Source organism: Arenibacter algicola, from assembly GCF_018860365.1.
Classification (GTDB): Bacteria; Bacteroidota; Bacteroidia; order Flavobacteriales; family Flavobacteriaceae; genus Arenibacter; species Arenibacter algicola_B.
Window position 1 is genome coordinate 224775 of record NZ_JAHKPO010000024.1, and the last position, 22670, is coordinate 247444.

Here is a 22670-nt window from a genome sequence, read left to right on the forward strand (position 1 = left end):
ATTCTTTAATTAAACAAACAAACTCAAAATCATTACTCCTATCAATCCCATTACGCCCACAGTGGTTTCCATAACCGTCCACGTTTTTAGGGTATCCTTAATGGAAAGGTTAAAATATTCCTTGAACAACCAGAACCCTCCATCGTTTACATGGGAAAGCATTAAACTCCCAGACCCAATGGCGAGCACCATTAATTCCGGACTCACCCCGGTAGCGCCTATTAAGGGCATTACTATACCAGCAGTAGTTAATCCAGCAACCGTTGCCGAACCCACGCACACCCTAATAACAGTTGCCACAAGCCAGGCCAAAAGTAAAGGGGAAAAGCTGGAATCCTTTAGGATATTGGCAATATAATCACTAACCCCACTATCTACTAATACCTCTTTTAGTGCGCCTGCGCCAGCAATAATTAAGAGTACCATGGTTATACCGGAAATGGAACTTGCAACAGACGCCATTATTTCGGTCATTTCCTTCCCCCTAGCCAGACCCAAGGTATAAATGGCTACTAAAACAGCGATCAACATAGCAATTACCGGGTTGCCTATGAAATTGACAATAGGTAAAATAGCAGTATCCTTAGGCAATAAAAGATCTGCCACAGTGGCCAGCATAATTAAAATAACAGGGAGAAGTGCTGTAAAAATACTGACATTTATACCTGGCATTTCTTCCTCCTTCAATATAGTCGGGTTTACAAATTCTTGAATAGGAGTGGCCGTTATATTTTTAATGGTCCGGGAAAATACTGGACCTGCCAATGTAATTGCCGGAATTGCAATAATAGTTCCATAGAGAAGGGTTTTACCAATATCAGCATTAAACATTGAAGCTATTGCCGTAGGCGCAGGATGCGGAGGAAGAAAACCATGCGTTACGGAAAGTGATGCGATCATTGGCAGCCCCACATATAATAATGGCAACCCGGTTGAAGCCGCAATAGTAAAGATCAAAGGAATCAATATTACAAACCCTACAGAGTAAAACATGGGGATGCCTACAATAAATCCTGTCAATACCAAAGCCCATTGAATATTTTTGATACCAAATTTGGCCACCAATTTGGTCGTTATTTGCTGTGCTGCACCACTATCCGCAACCAGTTTGCCTAACATTGCCCCTAAACCTAATATGATTACCAGGAAACCTAGCGTATTCCCAATCCCATTTTGGATGGAATGTATTACCCCCTGCAATTCCATTCCCTCGGCAATACCCACGGCAAGGGACACGATGATAAATGCTATAAAGGCGTTAAGCTTAAATTTGGCAATGAGTAAAAAGAGGAGAATTAATCCAAGTACAACAATAAGTAAAGGCATAGTATTGGTTTGGTATTTAGTTGAATACAATTCTTAAATATACTATATCACTTCATAAAATTGACATCCCATTAGGAAAAATTTAGAATTGGTACGTGAAGGTCAAAGAATAGGTATTTCGATAATTAGCAAAGCCAAGTGTCATCTGCTCCTTTTTATAGGGTTTGGTAAAAATATAAGTGCTGCCGATGCCAATAGCAGCACCGGCAAATACATCCCAGAAATCATGGTAGCCGTCCGGGGCTTCGGTTCTGCTAACCGCAACTATACTAGCAAGGAGATATGCTGGGACCCCATAACTCCATCCATACCTGCGCTGTATAAATGACGCTCCGGAAAAGGCGGATGAAGTATGACCGGAAGGAAAGGAATCATAAAGCTTCCTTCCTTCGGGCCTTTCTTTTTTGGTGAAATGTTTTAAGGAATACGTCAATGCCATGGTTGTACCATAAGAAAAAGCCATTTTTTTGATGCCCTTGTAATCCTTCTTTATCAAGGTCATGATTCCAGCCGTTAAAGGTAGTGCCAATTGAAGCACGTCGCCAGTATCTTCCAAAACATATTCCCATTTCTCATGTCCTCCCTCTGTATCTTGGGAATAACATGAATTGGTTATAATCAAAAATGCACATACCAAGGTTAACGGCCATTTTTCCATAGAGAATCATTATTGTAATAGGTTCAAGATAAATAAATTATAATTGCCATTATAGACAAATCAATTTAGGCGGACTATTATTTTCACCTGCTTGGTAATTTTCGTAACTTTAAGTAAATCTGCCCTTTACAGAATTGGAGTTTTAGAATTTCTTTCTGATGTTGACCAGGGACAATTGAAAAAAACAACCAGTTTTCCATTCTGTCCAAATAATTTTTTAGGAGCTAATTACAAATTTAACAACGCAAATATCATGGCACCACCCTTCATTCTCAGCATTATTATTTTATTGTTTTTATTAGCTGGTATACGCATTATTTTCGAGTACAAAAGAGCGCTTAAATTTAGGTTTGGAAAGTATGTAAAAACGCTGCAACCAGGTTTTAGGTGGATTATTCCCTTAGTGGAGACAATACAAACCGTGGATATTCGGGTTATCACAATAAATATAATTTCCCAGGAAGTAATGACTGAGGACAATGTTCCCTGTAGTATAGATGGCGTAGTTTTCTTTAAAATAAACAATCCCGAGAAAGCAGTACTGGAAGTGGAAGAATACCGCTTTGCAATTACCCAATTGGCCCAAGCTGCATTAAGGGATGTCTGTGGAAAGGTGGAACTGGATACCATCCTCTCCAAGCGTGAGGAAATGGGAAAAAACATCAAGGCCATAGTTGAATTGGAAACCAAAGAATGGGGAATTGAAATTATCGATGTTAAAATTAAGGACATTCAATTACCGGAAAACATGAAGCGTATGATGGCCAACCAAGCAGAAGCCGAAAGGTCCAGAAGAGCTCGAATTATATTGGCCCTTGCCGAAGAACAGGCCGCCGGTAAATTATTGGAAGCGGGAAAATTGATCGATCAATCGCCTTCCGCCATAAAACTAAGGCTCTACCAAACCCTATCCAATATAGCGGCAGAAAAGAACTCCACTATCCTATTTCCCTTCCCGGAAGAGGTTTTGCCAAGAAACCCTGTGAAAAAATCCAAAAACAAAAAGTAGGTAAATCCCATTATTAAAATCAAGGTTTCTTTATCTTTAAAGAAAGTTTTAATATTAAAAATGGAAAAACATAGATGTGGCTGGTGCAAGGGCGATGCTCTATATGAAAAGTACCACGACGAGGAATGGGGAGTGCCCCTAAAAGACGATGACCTATTGTTCGAATTTTTGATTTTGGAAACCTTTCAGGCCGGATTAAGCTGGATTACCATCTTGAGAAAAAGGGAAAATTTTCGACAGGCCTTTGATCATTTTGATTACAAAAAAATAGCTAAATACGGGGAATCGAAAATTGAATCCTTGTTACAGGATGCCGGAATTATTAGGAACAAACTCAAGATAAGGGCCACTGTTACCAACGCCCAAGCCTACATTGCTGTCCAAAAGGAATTTGGAAGTTTTAGTAATTATATCTGGGGATTTGTTGATGGCCAGCCCATTAAGAACAATCATAGGGATTATAAAAATGCCCCGGGAAACACCCCATTATCCGACACCATAAGCAAAGATTTGAAAAAACGCGGTTTCAAATTTGTGGGAAGCACCGTAATTTATGCCCACATGCAGGCCACCGGGATGGTAAACGATCATGAAATAAATTGTTTTAGATATAATGAAGTATAGCTATATAACCTTAATGCTATTATTGATGCTCGGATTAAAATCTTTTTCCCAAACAAAATTGGAACGGGAACATCGCATTAAAAAATCGCAATTTCCCATTATCAACATGGATAACCTGCCTTTGGAGAACACCAGATACATAAAGTACTACCGAGAAGTTGACACCTCCAAAATTACCTATACCTTAAAATTTAAGAAAGGAAAAATGCATTATCATTTAGATTACAATGAAAAGGGAATTCTTCAAAATACAGGATTCAGGGTAAAGGAAGTAGATATACCAACGGATGCCTACGCCAGTATAAGATCCGTATTGAATGCGAATTTCAAAAAAATAAAAATCAAATATATCCAACAGCGCTATCCAGGTTCCTCTGAAAATGTGCTAAAAAACACTTTTCAAAATCTGATTTTGCCAAGCAATACCTACAAACTAATGCTACGCGGCAAAAAAATAGATAAAAAGGAGGATTATATAGCGATATTCGATGCTGAGGGAAATTTGATAAAAACCACAATGGCATTACCTGCCAATTACGATCGTGTATTATATTAAAGGCGTGTATAGAGATCCAACAGCTACCCTTTTAAAATTTCGATAAATTGTTTTCTAGGAATCTCTTCCGCTCCAAGGCTTTCCAAATGTGAAGTGTATACTTGACAATCTATTAGTCTATACTTCTTTTCCTGCAACTCCTTGGCCAGACTTATAAAAGCAAATTTTGAAGCATTACTAGTTTTGCTGAACATACTTTCTCCGCAAAATACATTTCCAAGGTCTATTCCATATAGCCCTCCTACCAAAACATCATTTTCCCATACTTCAATGGACTTTGCAATTCCCATTTGATGCAATTTTGAGTATGCGCTTTTCATTTCTGGGGTAATCCAAGTTCCTTCCTGCCCTTGGCGCTTTATGGCAGAACATTCATTAACCACCTCTTCAAATTGTGTATTCCAAGTAATCCTAAACCTATTGGATTTTATAACTTGGGCCATACTTTTCGAAATCTTTATATTGTTTGGAAATAGTACCATTCGTGGATCTGGACTCCACCAAAGAATCATGGAATCCTCATTGAACCAAGGGAATATCCCATTCTTATAGGCCAATAGCAATCGCTCCGGAGACAAATCGCCCCCAACTGCCAATAATCCGTCTTCATCAGCTTTTTCTACATCCGGAAACAGTAAGCGATGATTAAGGAGAAACATTTTGAAATTGATTTATAATCCTAAAATTAAGAAAACCTATTCGGTTACAAACTGAATAGGTTTTCCTTTTTTTGAAATTACACCTCATTTAAAAACGGGTATAATTATGCTGTTTAAACTTTTATACCACTAATTAAAATGGCAAATCGTCGTGGTCATCGTCATTTATATTGTCCGCTGGTTCAAAAGCATCCATAGGCGGTACCGGAGGCATCCCTGGAGCATTTGCTTCCTCCTGTAAACTTTCTATTCTCCAACCTTGTATGGAATTAAAATATTTGGTTTCCCCTTGTGGGTTTACCCATTCCCTACCTCTTAGATTAATACTTATTTTTACCGCTTGGCCAGCACCGAAATTATTTAAAAGGTCGCATTTATCCTGTACAAATTCTACCATAATATGTTGTGGATACTGTTCCTCCGTAGTCACCACTACTTCCCTCTTTCTAAATCCGTTGCTCCCAAATGTTTGGGTCTCACCTACCATTTTAATTTTCCCTTGTACTTCCATTTTGCTATTTATATAATTCTACTTTGTATTCTTATTTTTGTCAATATTAAGCATTTTGATCAGGAACACCTAAAACAAAATATCACATCTTAGTTATTAGGGGTTCAGCCCATAGAATATTGCTTTGCATCATTCTACTTTACTCCCCATTCTTACTTCAATCTAAACAAATAAATGTTAAAAATCTAATGTTAATTCTTCTATGAGGGTATCTCTGCCAACAAAACCTTCCATGCAGAGAGTACATCCTTGGTTTTTAACAACTCTTGGGCCCTTGAATGGAGTAAATCCTCATTACCCGAACTCAATATGGACCTTAAGTCCACATGATTATCAACGTACTGTCTCACCTCTTCCTGGGATGGCAATTTGTCTATATTGCCCAACATTCCCAAATCGTTGCCTGTAAGAACATTGCTCAACCTAATATGTTCGGGAATTTCATCAACGCCAATCCCTAAATTGGAAACTGGTTTGGGCACTTCAAACAATCCCATATTGGCCCTACTGTACCAGTTGCCCCCCATCCGGGCTACTTGATCTATTTTATATTGATCAATGGTTCCATTTTCATCCAAAATATCGGCATCCACATGTATTTTTAATACTTCTGAAAAGATTAGGTTGCCTGCACCGCCCTCCTTTCCCAGTGGTTCCACCTTAACGACCTTACACTCAAACTGCACAGGTGACTCCGCCACTCTAAAAGGTTTTACCAAATCTGAAGGCAACATGGTTAAACCGGATTTGACAAATTCGTTCTGGCCCTCCCTGTACTCCGTGCTTGCCAGGGACATTTGTTGCACCATATTATAATTCACTACATTGATTACCACCTCCATATTGTCCAATACATTGTCCAAGGTGTGCTTCGTACTATTGTCCCTCACTCTTCGGGAGGGAGAAAATATCAAAATAGGCGGATTGGAACTAAAGACATTAAAAAAGCTAAAAGGCGATAAATTAGGTCTATTCTTCCCATCAACGGTACTGGCAAAAGCAATAGGTCTTGGTCCAACGGCACCCAATAAATACCCATGTAATCTAGCTGTGGGTACTTCTGAGGCCGTGATAGAAACCATTTTTTTCATAGCAGGTAAAGGTACATAAAATGTAGGCAAAATGAAATAAAGAGGTAGATATCAAAATAGAATATCTTTGTCCAAATTGCGTTATCTTTAAGAATAATTTTTAGTTGGATGGATTTTAGTCCTAAAAAGAAAACTTCGAACCTTCTGTTATTAATAGCTTCCTTTGCTATTGTGAGCTTAATTCTATGGAACACCAACAGTTTTTTCAAGAAGTTTAAGGAAGAAGAACGCCATAAAATGGAAATTTGGGCCACGGCACAATCTGAATTTTTATCCCTTCCGGTTGACGCCGACCCTGGTAATCTGCACATCAAAATCTTTCAGAACAATACCTCCACTCCCATGATACTGGTCAACAAGGACAGTACCATAAAAGTGAACAATATGCCCGGTATACAGAAAACGGACACCGCTTTTATCCACGGAAAAATTAGTAGATTCAAGGCCGAAAATAAACCTATTTCCATAGAGTACAAGGGGGAGAACTTGGCCACTCTATATTATGGAAATTCTGAGGTACTCACCAAGTTAAAATATTACCCAATTGCCCTTTTATTGATCATCTTCCTTTTTGGAACGGTAATCTATTTTTTGTTCAAGACCAATAAAACATCCGAACAGAATAAACTTTGGGCCGGTATGGCGAAAGAAACGGCCCACCAAATAGGAACTCCCCTTTCATCGCTCTTGGGATGGAACGAATTATTGAGGTCCGAAAATATCAATCCAGAAATTACCAAGGAAATTGACAAAGATATTAGCCGATTGGAAACTATAACGGAACGTTTCTCAAAAATTGGCTCCCTACCCATTCTTAATGAGTACGACATTGTTGAAGAAACAAAAAATGCATACGATTATTTAAAATTAAGGAGCTCCAAACTCATTCACTTTTCTTTTAATTCACAAGTGGACCAGGCACCAGTGCTTTTAAACAAGGCTTTGTACAATTGGACCATTGAAAACTTGGTAAAGAACGGTATAGATGCAATGAGGGGCAAGGGTAGTATTGCCATTGAAATAGTTCCCAACGGAAATTGGGTCAAAGTCCTAATTTCGGACACAGGCAGTGGCATACCAAAAAAGAATTTTCAGACCATATTTAATCCAGGGGTCACCTCTAAAAAAAGGGGATGGGGCTTAGGGCTCTCCTTGGTAAAAAGAATTGTGGAAGAATACCACAAAGGCAAAATTAAAGTACTGACATCCACAAAGGACGGTACCATAATGCAAATTACATTTAAAGTTAAAAATTAAGGTGATGGCAAAGGAGAAATTAGTTGTAATTAAGGAAGCGGATTTAACAAACAATTGTCCCGAATGTTTTAATCAAGAATTAAAATTGACCTTTTATCAAAGACATACCTATGGCCGATTATACGACAGGACCACTATGGACATCACCCACGAAATTAAATGCAAAAAATGCAATTCCATGATCTATCCGGTAACCTGGACGGAGGACATAGAACGCGTTTATGACTACTACCAAAAAATGATTGCCCCAGACCGCGCCTCCATACGTTTTACCACCCTTTTTTATGTTTTAACACTACTACTTATAATAGTAGTTGCAGCCGGGGTATATATTATCATGGAAGGGATTATTTAATATTGCCCTTAATTTTTTCCGCTATTTCCGTAAAATTCTTAGGCGTCAAAGAAGCCTTATTTTGAAAAGTGGCATCCCTCATTCCATTCAAAGGAATTAAATGTACGTGTACATGGGGAACCTCCAAGCCTATAACAGTTAGCCCTACCCTATTACAAGGTACGCTCGCTTCTATGGCCAAGCCTATTTTTCGGGAAAAGGCCATAAGCCCCAAATAGGTTTCCTCATCCAGGTCCAAAAGTTTATCCACCTCTTTTTTTGGGACACATAAAGTATGCCCCAAGGCATTGGGATTAATATCCAAAAAGGCATAATAATTGTCGTCCTCGGCAATTTTATAGGACGGAATTTCTCCGTTAATGATCTTTGTAAATATTGATGACATTTCTCTGAAATTAAATCTAATTAAAAGATAGGACAAATATTTTAAACCATGTGCCCAAACCTATACTTTGTCTTCTTCAAACAACCCAACTACCAATACTGAAACCAAATGCAACCGCCTTAAAAATAAAGGCCTCAATTGAATAAATCAATTGAGGCCCTTTCGTATTTTTTAAAATGATCTATCTGGAGATTTCCAAAATTTCAAATTTTAATGTTCCGTTGGGAACGGTGATTTCTGCAGTTTCCCCTACTTTTTTACCCAACAGCCCCTTGCCTATAGGCGAACTCACAGAAATTTTTGCCGTCTTTAGATCAGCTTCACTTTCTGCCACTAGGGTATATTTCATTTCCATTCCGTTATTCATGTTCTTCAATTTAACGGTAGATAACACCAACACCTTGGAAGTGTCCAGTTGCGATTCATCTATTAACCTTGCATTGGCCAAAGTCTCTTCCATCTTGGAAATTTTCATCTCCAACAAACCTTGTGCCTCTTTTGCGGCATCATACTCGGCATTTTCCGACAAATCCCCTTTATCCCTGGCCTCACCAATTGCTTGCGAAGCTTTTGGACGCTCAACATCCTTTAGATAATTAAGTTCATCTCTCAATTTTTTTAGCCCCTCTGCTGTATAATAAGATACCTTACTCATAAGTTCTACATTAAATAAATAGGAAAATCCTCTTTTTTTAAAGAGGATTTAAGACAAATATACATAAATTTTGTTCAATTTTGTTTAAGTTATTTAAATAGGCACAGCCGCATGAAACGCATATTCGGATTATTACTTTTCTTTTTATTATTGTCCTGCGACAAGAACTCAACCAATAGAAATCCGTACCTACAAGAAATTAGCTTTAGGTTTGATCTTAATCTAAACCTACCACTTTACAGCGCGTTGACCAATACAGGTAGCGCCGTATATGTGGGAAACGCCGCAGTAGGCACCAGAGGTGCATTTGTCATCAATACCGGATTTAATTCCTTTATGGCCTGGGAAGCCAGCTGCCCCAACCATGCCCCAAATAACTGTTCCACAATGTCCTTAAATGGACAATTGGTTACCTGCTCCTGCGAAGGTTATGAATACAATTTGTTTACAGGGCAACTAATGAACAGGCCGGACGACGGCAAGAGTTATCACGACCTGCTTTTTTACCGGGCTACCTATAGTGGTAATTCCGTGATCATCTCCAATTAACGCCCCTTATATCTGACCTAAGATTCTGTCCATTATCCAACTGGTATGCAATCCCGACTTTCCAGTTGAAGGATGCTCCCTGTTTTCCAACAAATGCGCCCGTAAGTTTTCCACATGAAACTGCTGCACGTGCTTAGGGTGATCAATAAAGAGATTTTGAGTACCATTTTCATTGCTTAGAGTGATATCCCCTTCATCAAACACTGGAAAGGATATTTTGCCAGTACTGCCTATAATCTCCACCATATCCACTCTTTCCGAGGTGCCAAAATTCCAACTGCCTTCCCCAGTAACTCCATTTTTGTAAATCCAACAAGCGGCGATAGCATCTTTTGCGGTATACAGTCCTTGTTGATTGGTGCTGACCCCAAAGGCATTTTCAACATCCCCAAGATAAAACGAAAACAAGTCCAACCCATGGCTGGCCAAATCATCAAAATAACCCCCGGGTGCAATTTCACCATCGGTCCTCCAATTGTATGTTTTTTCCAGATCTTCAGTACTTGGAGACTTGGACAGATGCCACCGGATATGTCTTGTTTCCCCAATCTCACCATTGTCCATCCATTCCTTTATTTTCAGAAACCTTGGCAAGGAGCGCCTATAATAAGCCACAAAAAGAGGCAATTTTTTTTCTTTAAAAACATTGTATATCTCCAAGCTGTCCGCATAACTTGGCGCCATGGGTTTCTCCACACAACAAGGCTTGCCGGCTTCGGCCACCATTAAGGCATAATGTTTATGGGTATCCGGGGGTGTGGCAATATAAATTGCATCTACTTCTGGATCCATTATCAAATCCTCCGCTTTGGAATAATATTTGGGGACACCATGTCTTTTTGCATAGTCCTTCGCCTTTTCTTTATCCCTACGCATTACAGCTATCAATTCAAAATCTTTGGTCTGTTGATAAGGTGGTCCACTTTTTACTTCAGTAACCGCTCCACAACCAATTATTCCCCATCGCAGTGGTTTCGTGTAGCTTGTTTTGTTCATTATCTAAAATTTATAGGTTTTGGCTATCTACTTGAGTCACAAAAATAACGGTTATAAAATGAATTAAACAGCACAAAATCTAGGATTCTCCATAATGCCCTGAAAATTTTTCAAAAATTTTGAAAGATAAAATCGAAATGAATATTCTTCCAATAAAATCTTGAAAAATGCAAGTTTGATTATCCGGTATTCAGGACAACACATTGTGTTTTTTCTATATAGAACATTCCTAACTTCACAATTCTTAACTCTACGTAATGGTATTTTACCAATACTTAAAGTTATCTCTAAATTTTGGCAGATAAAATTGGAAAATGACATAGTTTTTAAATAGTTTTATAAAAAAACGGTGTAGCATTAACAATACTGTAATGTACTCCTTAATAATTTAAGAACTCTATTTTATAATCATTGACCACATTCCAATTTATAGTATCACCGTTAAAACCTTAATTATATGAAAGCAAAAATTATTTGTACGTTTCTTATAGTGAATTTTATTGCGTTAAACATGTATGCACAAGACCCAGTACTTAAAAGTGCTTTTAACGGAAAAAATCTCAAAGGATGGATTGTTCCTGAAAACAACATATGGTGGACCGTGGAAAACGGAATACTACAGGCCAAAAGTGGTCCTGACAAAAAGGGCTCTATTTTATGGACCGAAAAGGAATATACCGATTTCGTAATTGAAACCGACTTCAGATATGATGAAGGAACCGTTGATACGGGGATTTTCCTCAGAAACGACAAAGAACAGATACAAATGGGGATTTCGGGCTCTTTAAAGCGTGATATGACCGGCTCCCCCTACATTGTAGGAAAAAAGTATCCCGTAGAAGCCCAAAACGTCAAGGAAATCCTAAAGCCCAACGACTGGAATACCATAAAAGTGATAGCCATTGCCGGGTATTACGAAGTTTGGCTCAACAACAAACATGTTATGAGCTACACTTCCGACAGTTATGTTAAAACGGGACCCATAGGGTTGCAACTACACCCCAATACCGAGATGACCGCCAGCTTCCGAAACATTAAAATTGGAAAAATGTAGTGGAATTATAATCTCTTGAAACAAATTAATCCAATTCAATATAGATCAACAAGAATGAACACAACAACATTACTTCTTAAATCGGGTTTAAGCACTTTTATAGCCCTACTCTTTATGGTATCCTGCAAGCAGGCCAAGTCTGATAAAACGGCCGAGAGCGACATTCAACCCATGGCAGAAAAAAGAATAAAACTGGTCCGCAACGACCAAGAGAGAAAGGTAGATGTATTTATTGATGGTAATCTATTTACCTCCTATATCTATCCTACCAACATTAAAAAACCGGTACTATACCCTTTAATTACCCCTAAGGGCACCAAGATTACCAGAAAATATCCCTTGGAACCGTCTGTGGGGGAAAGGGTGGACCATCCGCATCACGTAGGAGTTTGGTTTAATTACGGTGATGTTAACGGATTGGATTTTTGGAACAATTCGGATTCCATAAAAGTAGAAAAGAGAGGAAGTTACGGCACCATTCTTCACAAGGAAATACTGGGTATGGAAGACGGCAATGAGGAAGCAAGCCTAAAGGTGGCCATGGATTGGGTTTCTAACGAAGGAAAGGTATTGTTAAAAGAAAACACCACTTTTATTTTTAGAGGCGATCACGATGAATATTCCATAGATCGTATCACCAACCTGTCTGCTCCCAACGAAAAAGTAATTTTTAAGGACAATAAGGAAGGCGTCTTGGGCATACGGGTTACTCGCGAATTGGAGCACCCCTCCAACAAGCCGGATATTTTTACCGATTCCAATGGAATCCCTACCGGTGTCCCTGTCTTAAACAATGAAGGCGTAAACGGAAATTACATTAACAGCGAGAATATTGAAGGGGACGACTGTTGGGGCAAAAGATCCAATTGGGTTAATTTAAGATCGAACATTGGGGACGAAAAAATATCCCTGGCAATATTGGACCATACTTCCAATGCCGGCTATCCTACCTATTGGCATACTCGGGGCTATGGCCTTTTTGCAGCCAATCCCTTAGGACAGGAAGTCTTTAGTGATGGAAAGGAAACTTTGAACCTAAGCCTGGACAAAGGGGAGGATGTAACCTTTAAACATCGGATTGTAGTAGCAAGCAAGAATTTGGGAAAGGCAGAGCTAGATTCGGAGTTCGCCAATTTTTCAAAGCAGTAAACATTATTCCAAATAACTTATTAATACAGAATTTATTAAAACATAATTATGGACAACAGAAGAGACTTTATTAAAAAAACTACCCTTGCCAGTACCGGCGTTGTTGTTGGTGCATCTGCCTTTTCCGCAAAATCTTACGGGAACATTATGGGTGCCAATGACCGCGTGGTCCTCGGATCTATTGGTGTCAGGGGTCGTGGAAGTAATTTGTTGGAAAATTTTTCCGAGATGTACAATGATGGAGTACGAATTAAAACCGTTTGTGATGTTGACTCTGCTGTTTTGGGCGACAATGTAAAAATGGCTACCAAAAACCAAAAAGGTAACAAACCAGGTACCGAGGAAGATATGCGCCGTGTTTTTGAGGACAAGGAAATAGACGCTGTAGTAGTAGCAGTTCCCAATCATTGGCATGCACTGGCCACCATCTGGGCCTGCCAGGCCGGAAAACATGTGTATGTTGAAAAACCTAGTTCCCATAATGTATGGGAAGGAAGAAAAATGGTAGAGGCCGCACGAAAATATAATCGGGTTGTCCAGGTAGGTTTCCAAAACAGATCCATAAGCAATGTAATGCAGGCCATGGATTTCTTACATCGTGGCGGTATTGGGGACGTATTTTTATCCAGAGGCACCTGTTTTAAGCCTAGGGATTCCTTTGGGATTTCTCCAGACAGTGTTTCACCATCAACCTTGAACTACGATCTTTGGCTGGGTCCGGCAACCTATAGGCCTTATAATGAAAAAAAGGGACACTATAATTGGCATTGGCACTGGGACACCGGCAATGGCGACACAGGCAACCAAGGGCCACATCAATTTGATATAGCTCGATGGGGTCTTAATAAAAAGATACATCCGGTTAAGGTGCAGTCTATGGGAGGTATTTTTGGATTTACACCCCAGGAATGTTCACAAGAAACACCAAACACCCAAACTTCGGTATTTGAATATGAGGATGGAAAAATATTGGAATTTGAAACCCGTGGTAGGTATACCAACCACGAGGCCAATTTAGGCATTAAGATTGGGAATATGTTTTACGGAACAGAAGGATGGATGGAAGTAAACGGCTCTACCTGGAAAGCATACAGAGGCAAGGAAACAGAACCTTTTGCAGGTTCTGAAATGGCCGGAAGCGCTGCCGTTGGTGGCGACACCTCATTTTTGACCGCCCCTGACAGCAAGGGACATTATGGAAACTTTATAGACGGGGTTCGCTCAGGAAACCATCATGATTTAAATTGCGATATTGAGACAGGTCATATGTCCACCGTACTGCCACTGATAGCAAATATTGCGCTGAGGGTCGGGGAAACCTTAAAATTTAATGGGGAGTTCGAAAAATTCATAAACAATGAAGAAGCTGACCTTTTGCTTACCAGAAAGTACAGATATCCCTATATAGTGCCGGAGAAAGTATAATCTTCTAACCGAAGAATTAGTTCTCCTAAACTGCACAGTTTTAATATTAGGAATATAAAAACAAACCCCTATGTTGGCCTATTGAGCCAACATAGGGGTTTTTAAGTTACCGAATAATAACGTAACGCGTACTTAAAAACTTATGGATGCCCCAAGGAGGAAATTGATCCCTGCCTGCGGATAGTAACCGGCCCCTTCATAGGTGGTAACGGTCCCAGGCACTGAATAATCGTCATCAAAAGTATAAAAGTATCCATTGGACACATATACGGCATCAAATATATTGTTGACCAATCCTGATAAAACTATGCTCTTTACAAAACCGTTGGTATTGATTTCATACTGCACATTAAAATCGGTTTGCGAATACGAATCCAACTTAGATCCTTCAGAATCTATATTACCCATATATTGTTCTCCAACAAACTTGGTCAACAAGCTAAATTGAACATTTTCCTTAGGCTGATAAGTTAAAACGTTTCCAACGATAATATCTGGCGAAAAGGAAATATGGGTATCTCCAAGTTCTTGCAGTTCACCATCCCGTTGAAACACAAAATCCCTGTTTCTGTTTCTGCTCAATGCCACATTGGGCCGTATTTTAAATTGATTCCCCAAGGCTATGGTAGCATCCACTTCCAAACCTAAGCGGTAACTGTCACCTACATTGGCACGCAAAGGAGCTCCAACATCATTTAGTTCACCAGTGAGCACCAATTGGTCCTTATACCCCATAAAGTACACATTGGTATTCAACTGTACATCTGGAGTAATATAGCGCCATCCCAACTCATAATCGTTTAACTTTTCAGGCTTGGGGCTACCACTTTCATAATCATTTCTGTTGGGTTCACGATTGGCCCTGGCATAAGAGAGGTAAAAATTATTATTCATGTTCAGATCATAGGTAATCCCAAGCTTGGGGTTGAAAAAATTAAAGGTATCATCAACAAGTCCTGTGTCTTCGCCATTAGCCTTATACCCTATGGTCCTAAACTGTAGATCTCCATAAGCACTCCATTGGTCGCTAAACTTATAATTGGCCTTGGCAAAAAGATTTAGGTCCGTTTTGGTGGAACTGTCATCATAATATCTGTCTTCATAATCTTTATTGTTGGAAAAACGCGCCCAAATAATTTCCCCAAAATGGCTTCCTTCATATTTGTTCCAACCTCCTCCAAGAATTAAATTTAAACTCTCTTTATCATAATTGGCAGAAAACGTGGTTCCGTAAAAATCATTGACCAGCCAGCGTCTTCGTATTAGATCGGTCTTATCCACTTCTTCCCCATCAACCATTATTGGCTCAATGCCATAGGTACTAAAGTCATCGTCTTCCTTATACTGTTCAAAAAACCCTCTTCCTTTCGTAAAATGGAATGCCAGATTGGTATTCCAATTATCTGCAATTTGTTCGTTCCAATGCAATTGAAAATGATTTTGCCTATAATTATCCACTTCGTTGTCATAAAACTGGGTATTTCCATTTTCATCGGTATAGATTCCCGCGGAATTGAAAGTCCTGTCAGATGCCAAAGTTTCGGCATCTATACCGTTCCAAGCCTGATAGGTAATTTCATGACCCCCGAACAATAATGCCTTGACCAATGTATTGTCGTCAACATATGACCCTTGCAGAAAGTAGGAATCCAATTCTGAAGAAGCCCTATCAATGTAACCGTCAGAGGTTATTCTAGACCAACGTCCGGCAATCTCTACATGATCGTTTAATAAGCCGGTACTAAATTTTAGATTATTTCTAAGTGTGCCAAAACTGCCTATGGAAGACGAAATCTGACCAAAGGCCTCATTGGAAACGGCATCGGTCAACAAATTTAAACTTGCTCCAAAGGCTCCTGACCCATTTGTTGATGTTCCTACCCCACGTTGCAATTGCAAACTTTCCGTGGAAGAGGCGAAGTCGGGCATGTTTACCCAAAACGAACCATGCGATTCGGCATCGTTGTAGGGAATCCCATTAATGGTAACATTAACCCGTGTACCATCACTACCACGAACTCTAATACCTGTGTAACCAACACCTGCCCCGGCATCGGAAGTGGTAACCACAGCTGGCATAAAATTCATTAGGATAGGAATATCCTGTCCCAAATTTCTAGGTTTGATCTGCTCCTTGGTCAAGTTGGTGAAGGTTACCGGAGATTGCTTGGTAACCCTAACGGCAGATACCAATACCTCATCCAAGGCAATTTCTTTTCCTTCCAAAGAATCTTTGGGTTTCTCTTGGCCCATCGCCAAAAGCGTTGTCGCTACGATAGCGACCGTTGTGAACATAGTTTTCATCCGTAATACATTTGTTACGAATAAAAGGGGCTATTATTCTTGTTAAAAATTGATTTTTGTTTTTTTCCGATTACAAAATTGTATCGAAAATAAAACGTTGGAAATTCCAAAACGCGATTTTCGCATCCCTTGGCAGCATTACCTGCCCAGGTTCCTTGGGTATAATCTCAGCCTGACCTAACAAGCACCCCTTTGAGACGGGCGCAAATTTACGTACGGCCAATCTAATTTCATAATAAAAAGAGATAAATAATTAACTATAATTTATAGACCAATGGGCCTTGAAATACGTAAATTAGAATAACAGCCGTAAAAACTGGAATTATTAATGAATAAAACAAAGAACAAATTCACCTTTAAAATTATGTTCAGCTATCTTATGCTTGGGATTTTGACCCTTGTAGTGGCTTATTTTATATTTTCAGAAATAAAGGTATTTGTATCTACCGACGCGGCAACGGAAAACGATGCCAAATTACTAAAAACAGGCTCCCTACTTACAGAACTATATGAAGCGGAAAGTCTTTCCAAGCTGGCACTCCAAAAAAAGACCCCAAAAAGTTTTACGGCCTATGCCCAAAAGATAGATTCCATCTTTATCACCATAGACTCCCTTAAACTACTTACGGTCAATGACTACCAAAAGGAAATGTTGGACAGCGTACAGGGGCTTCTTAAAAAAAAGGTTTTCAACAGCAATGAACTTCTTCGATTGAAAAGAAAAAGCGAAGCCAACAATTCTATAGACAATGCCCTAAAGGAATTTAGCAAAATTGAGGAGTCTCTTGGAAAAATTACGCCGGAAAGCCTTAATCCCAATTATTTGGACCTACCTCCTGATGCGCAGAATACCATAAAAAAATGGGCCGAATACCTTAGTGAAAACGTCCCAAAAGACACCAGCAACATTCCCGTTTCACAACGGGTAGATTCGGTCTTAACGGTATCCAAATCACTTTTGGCCGAGGCCAAACAGAGCAATACCAAAGCCCTACGCTCGGTAGCGCAGAAAGAATTGCAATTAAGTAGGGCCGATCTGGAAATTTCACAACAGTTGCGAAGTATTATTTCTGCCTTTGAACAGGAAGTAATAACAAAATCCTATAATGACAACCTAAAAAAGCAAACTGCCCTAAAACGAAGCCTACGTGTGGCCGGTTTTGCCAGCTTGTTGGGCATAGCGATTGTGGGTCTCTTTACTTTTTTGATTACCAAAGATTATTGGAAGGTACAACTGTACAGACAGCAGCTGGAGAAAGAAAAGAAATTTTCCGAATCCCTTTTAAAAAGTCGGGAACAATTAATCTCTACTGTTAGCCATGACCTGCGCACCCCCCTAAATACAATAACCGGTTATTCCGAACTAATGGAAAACACTGGGCTCACAGGCAAACAGGTATCCTATTTAAAAAATGTAAAATCCGCTTCAAAATATGTGGATAGCCTTGTAAACGATCTGTTGGATTTTTCCAAATTGGAGGCAGGAAAAATTAAAATAGACCAGACGGCATTTATACTCTCCGATCTTATCCGGGAAACTGCCGAAAACCTAAAGGAAATACATTTAAAGAAACCCATAGAACTCATATTAAATATCAACAGGCAATTGGACAAGCCTGTTTTGGGAGATCCATTTAGGATAAGACAAATTTTGACCAACCTAATGGGCAATGCCTATAAATTCACCAATGAAGGTTTCATAAAAGTTGAAGCCAAGGTAATAAGCGAGGCAAACGGAAACTACATAACCTTAATTGAGGTCACAGATTCTGGCATAGGCATTAAAAAAGAAAAACAAGAGCACATTTTTAAAGAGTTCACCCAGGCGGAGGACCATACGGATAAAAAATATGGTGGTTATGGACTAGGCCTTACCATTTCCAAGAAACTCACCGAACTCTTGGGTGGAAAAATTAGTCTCCGTAGCGAGGAAAATAAAGGAAGTACATTTTCAGTTGAAATTCCTCTCGAGATATCAAAAAAACCTTTGAATTCTCCCAAGAAAATTGAAATCAACCCAAAAGTTGAGTTGTCCCTCCTTATCATAGATGATGATCCTGCCATGCTAAAACTATTAAAGGAAGTCTGTGATCATTTGGGATTCTCTGCCCATACCTACAATAATTTTTATGAAGTTTCAAAAACAGGAATACTTAAGTACAACATGGTCCTGACCGATATTCAAATGCCGAATATCACCGGTTTTGAAGTGTTGAGCAATCTACAAAACGGCACATATTCACATTATGCCGGGCAACCCATAGTAGCCATGACCGGGCGAAAGGATTTAAAAAGAGAGCAGTATATTGAAGCAGGTTTTTCAGATATCCTGCAGAAACCTTTTACCAAAGATATGTTCCTGGAAGTATTGACCAACTTGTTCCCCCAGGCAGTACATAAAGAAACTGAAACTAAAATGAAACCTATTATCGCCTCTGGCTCCAACTTATTCCACTTGGGGGTTATCTCCTCTTTTCTAGGGGATGATGAGGAGGGTATCGCCGAAGTTTTACAGACCTTTATTACCGACACCAAAACCAACATGGAAAAACTGAAAGCGGCGGTAGAAGAATTGGACATTAAGAAAGTGAATGTTGTGTCTCATAGGATGCTACCCATGTTCCGTCAATTAAATAGTACGGAAATAGTTCCTATTCTAGAACAAATGGAGATTTTGGAAATTGACCAATGGGAACCTAAGGTTTTAAAACAAACTTACAGGGACCTCCAAAATAAGTCTACTGTTTTGATCCTGGCCATTAAATCGTATTTGGCTACAAGTCCAAATTATAGTGATTAATTTTATTGTAAAGCGTTTTCCTCGTGATCTGCAGCAATTTCGCCGCTTTGGACTTATTAAAATTTGATTGTTTTAAGGCCTTTACTATTTGTTCCTTCTCATAATCGGCCTTGGAAAAGTTATCGACTTTAACATTGCTTTCCTTACTCCGATATACTTCTTTGGGCAAGGCCCCTTTCTCCACCTTATCCCCGCTGGTCAACAAAACTGCCCTTTTAATCACATTCTGTAATTCCCGTAGATTTCCCGGCCAGTGATACTGCTTAAATATATCCTCCACATCCTCCGAAAAACCTTCTACTTTTTTTCCTAGGGAGCGGTTGGCTTTTCGCAAAAAGAAATCAGCAAAAAGTGGCAGGTCTTCAAAGCGTTCCTCCAAGGACGGAATTTCCACAGAAAATTCGTTGATCCTATGAAAAAGATCTTCCCTAAAACTACCATTTTCAACGGCCTCAGTAAGGTCTTCGTTAGTGGCCGTTACAATTCGGATATCTACCTCTATCTCCTTATTGCTGCCTACTCTTTTAATTTTTCTTTCCTGTAAGGCCCTTAACAACTGTATCTGATTTTCATAAGAAAGGTTCCCTATTTCGTCTAAAAATAAGGTACCCCCATTTGCAGCTTCAAAATGCCCCTTCTTATCCTCCACTGCTCCCGTAAAACTACCTTTAACATGCCCAAAAAATTCACTGGTTGCTATTTCTTTGGGGATGGCTCCGCAATCTACAGCCACAAAACTGTGTTCTTTACGCTCGCTATTATCGTGTATTGCCCTTGCAGTTACCTCTTTCCCTGTCCCACTTTCGCCGGTAATTAAAACGGACATGTCCGTTGGGGCCACCAGCTTAATATACTCGTGTAATTTTTTGGAAGCCTCACTTATTCCAATAACAACCCTATTGTCCTGGGGCTCAACTACCGTATTTTCAAACTCATGGTTTTCCTTTTGCTCACTATCCAATTGCCGCTTGTTCTCCTGGTTTAAGGCACTTTTGATCTGCATTAAAATTTCCTCAGGAGTAAAAGGTTTGGAAATATAGTCGTAGGCACCTTTTTTCATGGCTTCCACGGCAGAACCTACTTCAGCATAACCGGTCATCACAATAACCTGTGTCTTTGGATTTACCCCCTTGATATCGGATAACAATTGCAGCCCATCATAATTGGGGAGACGCAAATCTGTCAATACTAGATTATAGGTGGTTGCCTTGAATTTGGTCTTGGCATCCTGGGCTGTAAAACTAACGTCGACATCGTATCCGTTTCTAATCAAAAACTTTTGGAGCATTTGACAAAAAGCGGCGTCATCTTCAATGATAAGGAGTTTGGGCATACCTTTCTATTACAATTTACTATGGATAGTAAAAATACCATAAGAAAGTTAGTTGCCTTTAAAAATTTTCATAAAAAAAGAGGGGGATTGTATAAAACAATCCCCCTCTTACCAAACCAACTTGATACAAAACAAATAATTCAAGTTTTCCTATAGTTCTATCCAATTACCGTCCTTATCGGCATACAAAGTACCTGTAGTACCGTCCTCCAAGGTTACTTCCAATTTATATTGCTCTTGCTTATTTACATAAGCCTTGCTGATACTACCGGAAGGATAGTCATTAGAAACCGCTGTTGAAACCGCTTCTGGTAAATCACTTGTTTCTATTTCAGAGAAGTCGTCCTGAGCTATTGCGGTTTGTGTAGTTTCTAGGGCTACATCTTCACCTTGGGCAAATGCGGTTAGACTTCCGAATGATAATACTGCTACAAAAAATAATTTTTTCATGATTTTCATTTTAATAGTTAAACTTGTTATACCTATTGAAAATATGATACCAAAATTCAACCAACGCCAGATATAAATGTAAATGACTGTCAATGTGAGTGTTATTGAAATTTCATAAAAAATTGAACTGTGTATTTTTGGGTATCCAACTCTTATAATGGGTAAAAACTAAACACTTCTTCCTATGTATCCTTTTTATATTCCAAAAACAAATTCCGTATTACCTAATAATTAATTGGGTAAAGCTCCTAATCAAATGATTATTCTATTAATTGAGTACCATACTTAACCTTTTAAAGGTCAGAAACAAAAAATGGGATCGTTTATACGATCCCATTATCATTGGACGCACCAATAATATCAAAATAAGCGCATCCTATCTTTCTATCCAATCCCCATCCTTATCCGCATATATGGTACCGCTATTACCTTCCTTCAAAATTATATCCAACCTAAATTGTTGGGAATTGTTTACATATGCTTTATTGATCACCGCAGATGGATAATAAGTGTCTATTGCCTTGGTCACAGCTTCGGGCAATTCTGCTGCCCCTATTTCCGAGAACTTATCTTGGGCAACGCTTATTTCCGTAACCACCCCCTTTACTGCTTTGTTCTCCTGTGCACAGGCGGTTAAACTGGTTATTGATAATGCAATTCCAAAAAATAACTTTCTCATGATTCTAATTTTAATATTTATTACCATTATCAATGGAAAAACGATACCGAAATCAATAATAAACTTTATTAACTTGATTATCAATAACTTAATATATTCTTGCTATTGTACTGAAACTGTGTAATAATGGGTATTAAGGGTTTCACTTGTGTTAAAATTACACACTGTGACCACAGTTCGGGGAGACGGTTCTAACTTGAAAATCCATAAAAAGTAACAATTGTAGCATCAGTTATACACCTCTATCACTAAGACACCAATAATAAAATTGGAGGCCACTCCCCTATAGAAACTAATAAGGGCTACCATGCGGTAGCCCTGCTAATTCAAATTCATATATAACTTACTTTGCCAATATATTACATGTCAATCCAGTTGCCTTCAGCATCGGCGTACAATTCGGAGTTTGTTCCATCGGAAAAAGTAACCTCCAATTTATATTCAGCTTCCTCATTTACATACGCCTTGTTTATTACGGCTCCAGCATGATCTTTCTCCAAAGCCTTTGTAATTGTGTCCGGCAATTGATCAAGGTCTATTTCAGTAAAATCTTGAGCAATAATTACTTCCATAATTCCATCATGAAATATAGGAGGAGATGCCAAAACTGGACTTAAACTTCCCATGGCCATCGCTGTAGCGAAAACCAAGCTTTTCATATCATTTTTCATATCTCTAATATTTTGTGTGAATACTAATTTTTTCTCACAGAACACAGAAGGAAAATTGTGCCAACGTATACATATAAATAATTTCATTTTCAATTCATTGACAATCAATTGTTTAAATTATTTTTTGTATCTATAAGGAATGTATAAATATGTATAGCACCACAAAAAGTGTAT

General features: G+C 39.0%; 23 protein-coding genes. 10 read left to right on the forward strand and 13 right to left on the reverse strand.

The window, feature by feature from the left end; all coding sequences use genetic code 11:
• Positions 1 to 9 precede the first annotated feature (9 nt).
• Both KO529_RS19580 and KO529_RS19585 read right to left on the reverse strand, forming a co-directional pair.
• Positions 10 to 1326 carry a gluconate:H+ symporter gene (locus KO529_RS19580; protein WP_215949547.1) on the reverse strand — a complete coding sequence of 439 codons (1317 nt, stop codon included), beginning with the start codon at positions 1324 to 1326 and terminating at the stop codon, positions 10 to 12.
• Between the two features lie 82 nt (positions 1327 to 1408).
• Positions 1409 to 1984, reverse strand: coding sequence for a phosphatase PAP2 family protein (locus tag KO529_RS19585; RefSeq protein WP_215949548.1), 576 nt, complete (start codon positions 1982 to 1984; stop codon positions 1409 to 1411).
• 253 nt (positions 1985 to 2237) lie between these two features.
• On the opposite strand from KO529_RS19585, the gene KO529_RS19590 reads away from it, so the two are divergent.
• From KO529_RS19590 to KO529_RS19600, 3 genes are read left to right on the forward strand one after another with little or no spacing between them, the layout of a single operon-like run.
• On the forward strand, positions 2238 to 2993 hold the full coding sequence (locus tag KO529_RS19590) for a slipin family protein (protein ID WP_111622427.1): 756 nt from the start codon (positions 2238 to 2240) through the stop codon (positions 2991 to 2993).
• A gap of 60 nt (positions 2994 to 3053) precedes the next feature.
• A complete protein-coding gene (locus KO529_RS19595; protein ID WP_215949549.1) occupies positions 3054 to 3617 on the forward strand; it encodes a DNA-3-methyladenine glycosylase I in 564 nt (187 codons plus the stop codon).
• Positions 3607 to 4173, forward strand: a complete 567-nt coding sequence (locus KO529_RS19600; RefSeq protein ID WP_215949550.1) for a hypothetical protein — start codon at positions 3607 to 3609, stop codon at positions 4171 to 4173. Before KO529_RS19595 ends, KO529_RS19600 begins: the two co-directional genes overlap by 11 nt.
• Positions 4174 to 4196: 23 nt before the next feature.
• Here the strand turns inward: KO529_RS19600 and aat are convergent, their stop codons facing one another.
• From aat to KO529_RS19615, 3 genes are all read right to left on the reverse strand, one after another.
• A complete protein-coding gene (gene aat / locus KO529_RS19605) occupies positions 4197 to 4832 on the reverse strand; it encodes a leucyl/phenylalanyl-tRNA--protein transferase (RefSeq protein WP_215949551.1) in 636 nt (211 codons plus the stop codon).
• A 133-nt stretch (positions 4833 to 4965) separates the two neighbouring features.
• The gene (locus tag KO529_RS19610) at positions 4966 to 5343 is read right to left on the reverse strand and encodes a DUF3127 domain-containing protein (RefSeq protein ID WP_215949552.1); all 378 of its coding nucleotides are present in this window, start codon (positions 5341 to 5343) and stop codon (positions 4966 to 4968) included.
• Between the two features lie 200 nt (positions 5344 to 5543).
• Positions 5544 to 6425 carry a flavin reductase family protein gene (locus tag KO529_RS19615; protein WP_215949770.1) on the reverse strand — a complete coding sequence of 294 codons (882 nt, stop codon included), beginning with the start codon at positions 6423 to 6425 and terminating at the stop codon, positions 5544 to 5546.
• A 117-nt stretch (positions 6426 to 6542) separates the two neighbouring features.
• On the opposite strand from KO529_RS19615, the gene KO529_RS19620 reads away from it, so the two are divergent.
• Together KO529_RS19620 and KO529_RS19625 are read left to right on the forward strand one after the other, a co-directional pair.
• Positions 6543 to 7691, forward strand: coding sequence for a sensor histidine kinase (locus KO529_RS19620; RefSeq protein ID WP_215949553.1), 1149 nt, complete (start codon positions 6543 to 6545; stop codon positions 7689 to 7691).
• Positions 7692 to 7695: 4 nt separating this feature from the next.
• A complete protein-coding gene (locus KO529_RS19625) occupies positions 7696 to 8046 on the forward strand; it encodes a hypothetical protein (protein WP_215949554.1) in 351 nt (116 codons plus the stop codon).
• Here the strand turns inward: KO529_RS19625 and KO529_RS19630 are convergent.
• On the reverse strand, positions 8039 to 8431 hold the full coding sequence (locus tag KO529_RS19630; RefSeq protein ID WP_215949555.1) for an HIT family protein: 393 nt from the start codon (positions 8429 to 8431) through the stop codon (positions 8039 to 8041). The two genes, KO529_RS19625 and KO529_RS19630, sit on opposite strands and share 8 nt — an antisense overlap.
• A 181-nt stretch (positions 8432 to 8612) precedes the next feature.
• Complete coding sequence (gene greA / locus KO529_RS19635; protein WP_031445604.1) at positions 8613 to 9086, reverse strand: transcription elongation factor GreA; 474 nt, start codon at positions 9084 to 9086, stop codon at positions 8613 to 8615.
• A 111-nt stretch (positions 9087 to 9197) separates the two neighbouring features.
• Between greA and KO529_RS19640 the strand changes: the two genes are divergently transcribed.
• Complete coding sequence (locus tag KO529_RS19640) at positions 9198 to 9635, forward strand: Rieske (2Fe-2S) protein (RefSeq protein ID WP_215949556.1); 438 nt, start codon at positions 9198 to 9200, stop codon at positions 9633 to 9635.
• Positions 9636 to 9641: 6 nt separating this feature from the next.
• Here the strand turns inward: KO529_RS19640 and KO529_RS19645 are convergent, their stop codons facing one another.
• Positions 9642 to 10631, reverse strand: coding sequence for a Gfo/Idh/MocA family protein (locus KO529_RS19645; RefSeq protein WP_215949557.1), 990 nt, complete (start codon positions 10629 to 10631; stop codon positions 9642 to 9644).
• A gap of 457 nt (positions 10632 to 11088) precedes the next feature.
• Here KO529_RS19645 and KO529_RS19650 point away from each other — a divergent pair, with 457 nt between their 5' ends.
• From KO529_RS19650 to KO529_RS19660, 3 genes are read left to right on the forward strand one after another with little or no spacing between them, the layout of a single operon-like run.
• Positions 11089 to 11685 carry a 3-keto-disaccharide hydrolase gene (locus KO529_RS19650; RefSeq protein ID WP_215949558.1) on the forward strand — a complete coding sequence of 199 codons (597 nt, stop codon included), beginning with the start codon at positions 11089 to 11091 and terminating at the stop codon, positions 11683 to 11685.
• A gap of 54 nt (positions 11686 to 11739) precedes the next feature.
• Complete coding sequence (locus KO529_RS19655) at positions 11740 to 12834, forward strand: PmoA family protein (protein ID WP_215949559.1); 1095 nt, start codon at positions 11740 to 11742, stop codon at positions 12832 to 12834.
• 48 nt (positions 12835 to 12882) lie between these two features.
• Positions 12883 to 14259, forward strand: coding sequence for a Gfo/Idh/MocA family protein (locus KO529_RS19660; protein WP_215949560.1), 1377 nt, complete (start codon positions 12883 to 12885; stop codon positions 14257 to 14259).
• Positions 14260 to 14391: 132 nt separating this feature from the next.
• Here the strand turns inward: KO529_RS19660 and KO529_RS19665 are convergent, their stop codons facing one another.
• The gene (locus KO529_RS19665; RefSeq protein WP_215949561.1) at positions 14392 to 16563 is read right to left on the reverse strand and encodes a TonB-dependent receptor; all 2172 of its coding nucleotides are present in this window, start codon (positions 16561 to 16563) and stop codon (positions 14392 to 14394) included.
• A 328-nt stretch (positions 16564 to 16891) separates the two neighbouring features.
• Here KO529_RS19665 and KO529_RS19670 point away from each other — a divergent pair, with 328 nt between their 5' ends.
• Positions 16892 to 19363: a hybrid sensor histidine kinase/response regulator gene (locus KO529_RS19670; protein WP_215949562.1), complete on the forward strand. Its 2472-nt coding sequence runs from the start codon at positions 16892 to 16894 to the stop codon at positions 19361 to 19363.
• Here KO529_RS19670 and KO529_RS19675 read toward each other — a convergent pair.
• From KO529_RS19675 to KO529_RS19690, 4 genes are all read right to left on the reverse strand, one after another.
• Positions 19338 to 20696 carry a sigma-54-dependent transcriptional regulator gene (locus KO529_RS19675; RefSeq protein ID WP_215949563.1) on the reverse strand — a complete coding sequence of 453 codons (1359 nt, stop codon included), beginning with the start codon at positions 20694 to 20696 and terminating at the stop codon, positions 19338 to 19340. The genes KO529_RS19670 and KO529_RS19675 overlap by 26 nt on opposite strands.
• Positions 20697 to 20846: 150 nt before the next feature.
• Complete coding sequence (locus tag KO529_RS19680; protein WP_215949564.1) at positions 20847 to 21146, reverse strand: hypothetical protein; 300 nt, start codon at positions 21144 to 21146, stop codon at positions 20847 to 20849.
• A 376-nt stretch (positions 21147 to 21522) separates the two neighbouring features.
• Positions 21523 to 21825 (reverse strand): hypothetical protein, encoded by a 303-nt coding sequence (locus tag KO529_RS19685; protein WP_215949565.1) that lies wholly within the window; start codon positions 21823 to 21825, stop codon positions 21523 to 21525.
• Positions 21826 to 22184: 359 nt separating this feature from the next.
• Positions 22185 to 22496, reverse strand: coding sequence for a hypothetical protein (locus tag KO529_RS19690; RefSeq protein WP_247095946.1), 312 nt, complete (start codon positions 22494 to 22496; stop codon positions 22185 to 22187).
• Positions 22497 to 22670 lie beyond the last annotated feature (174 nt).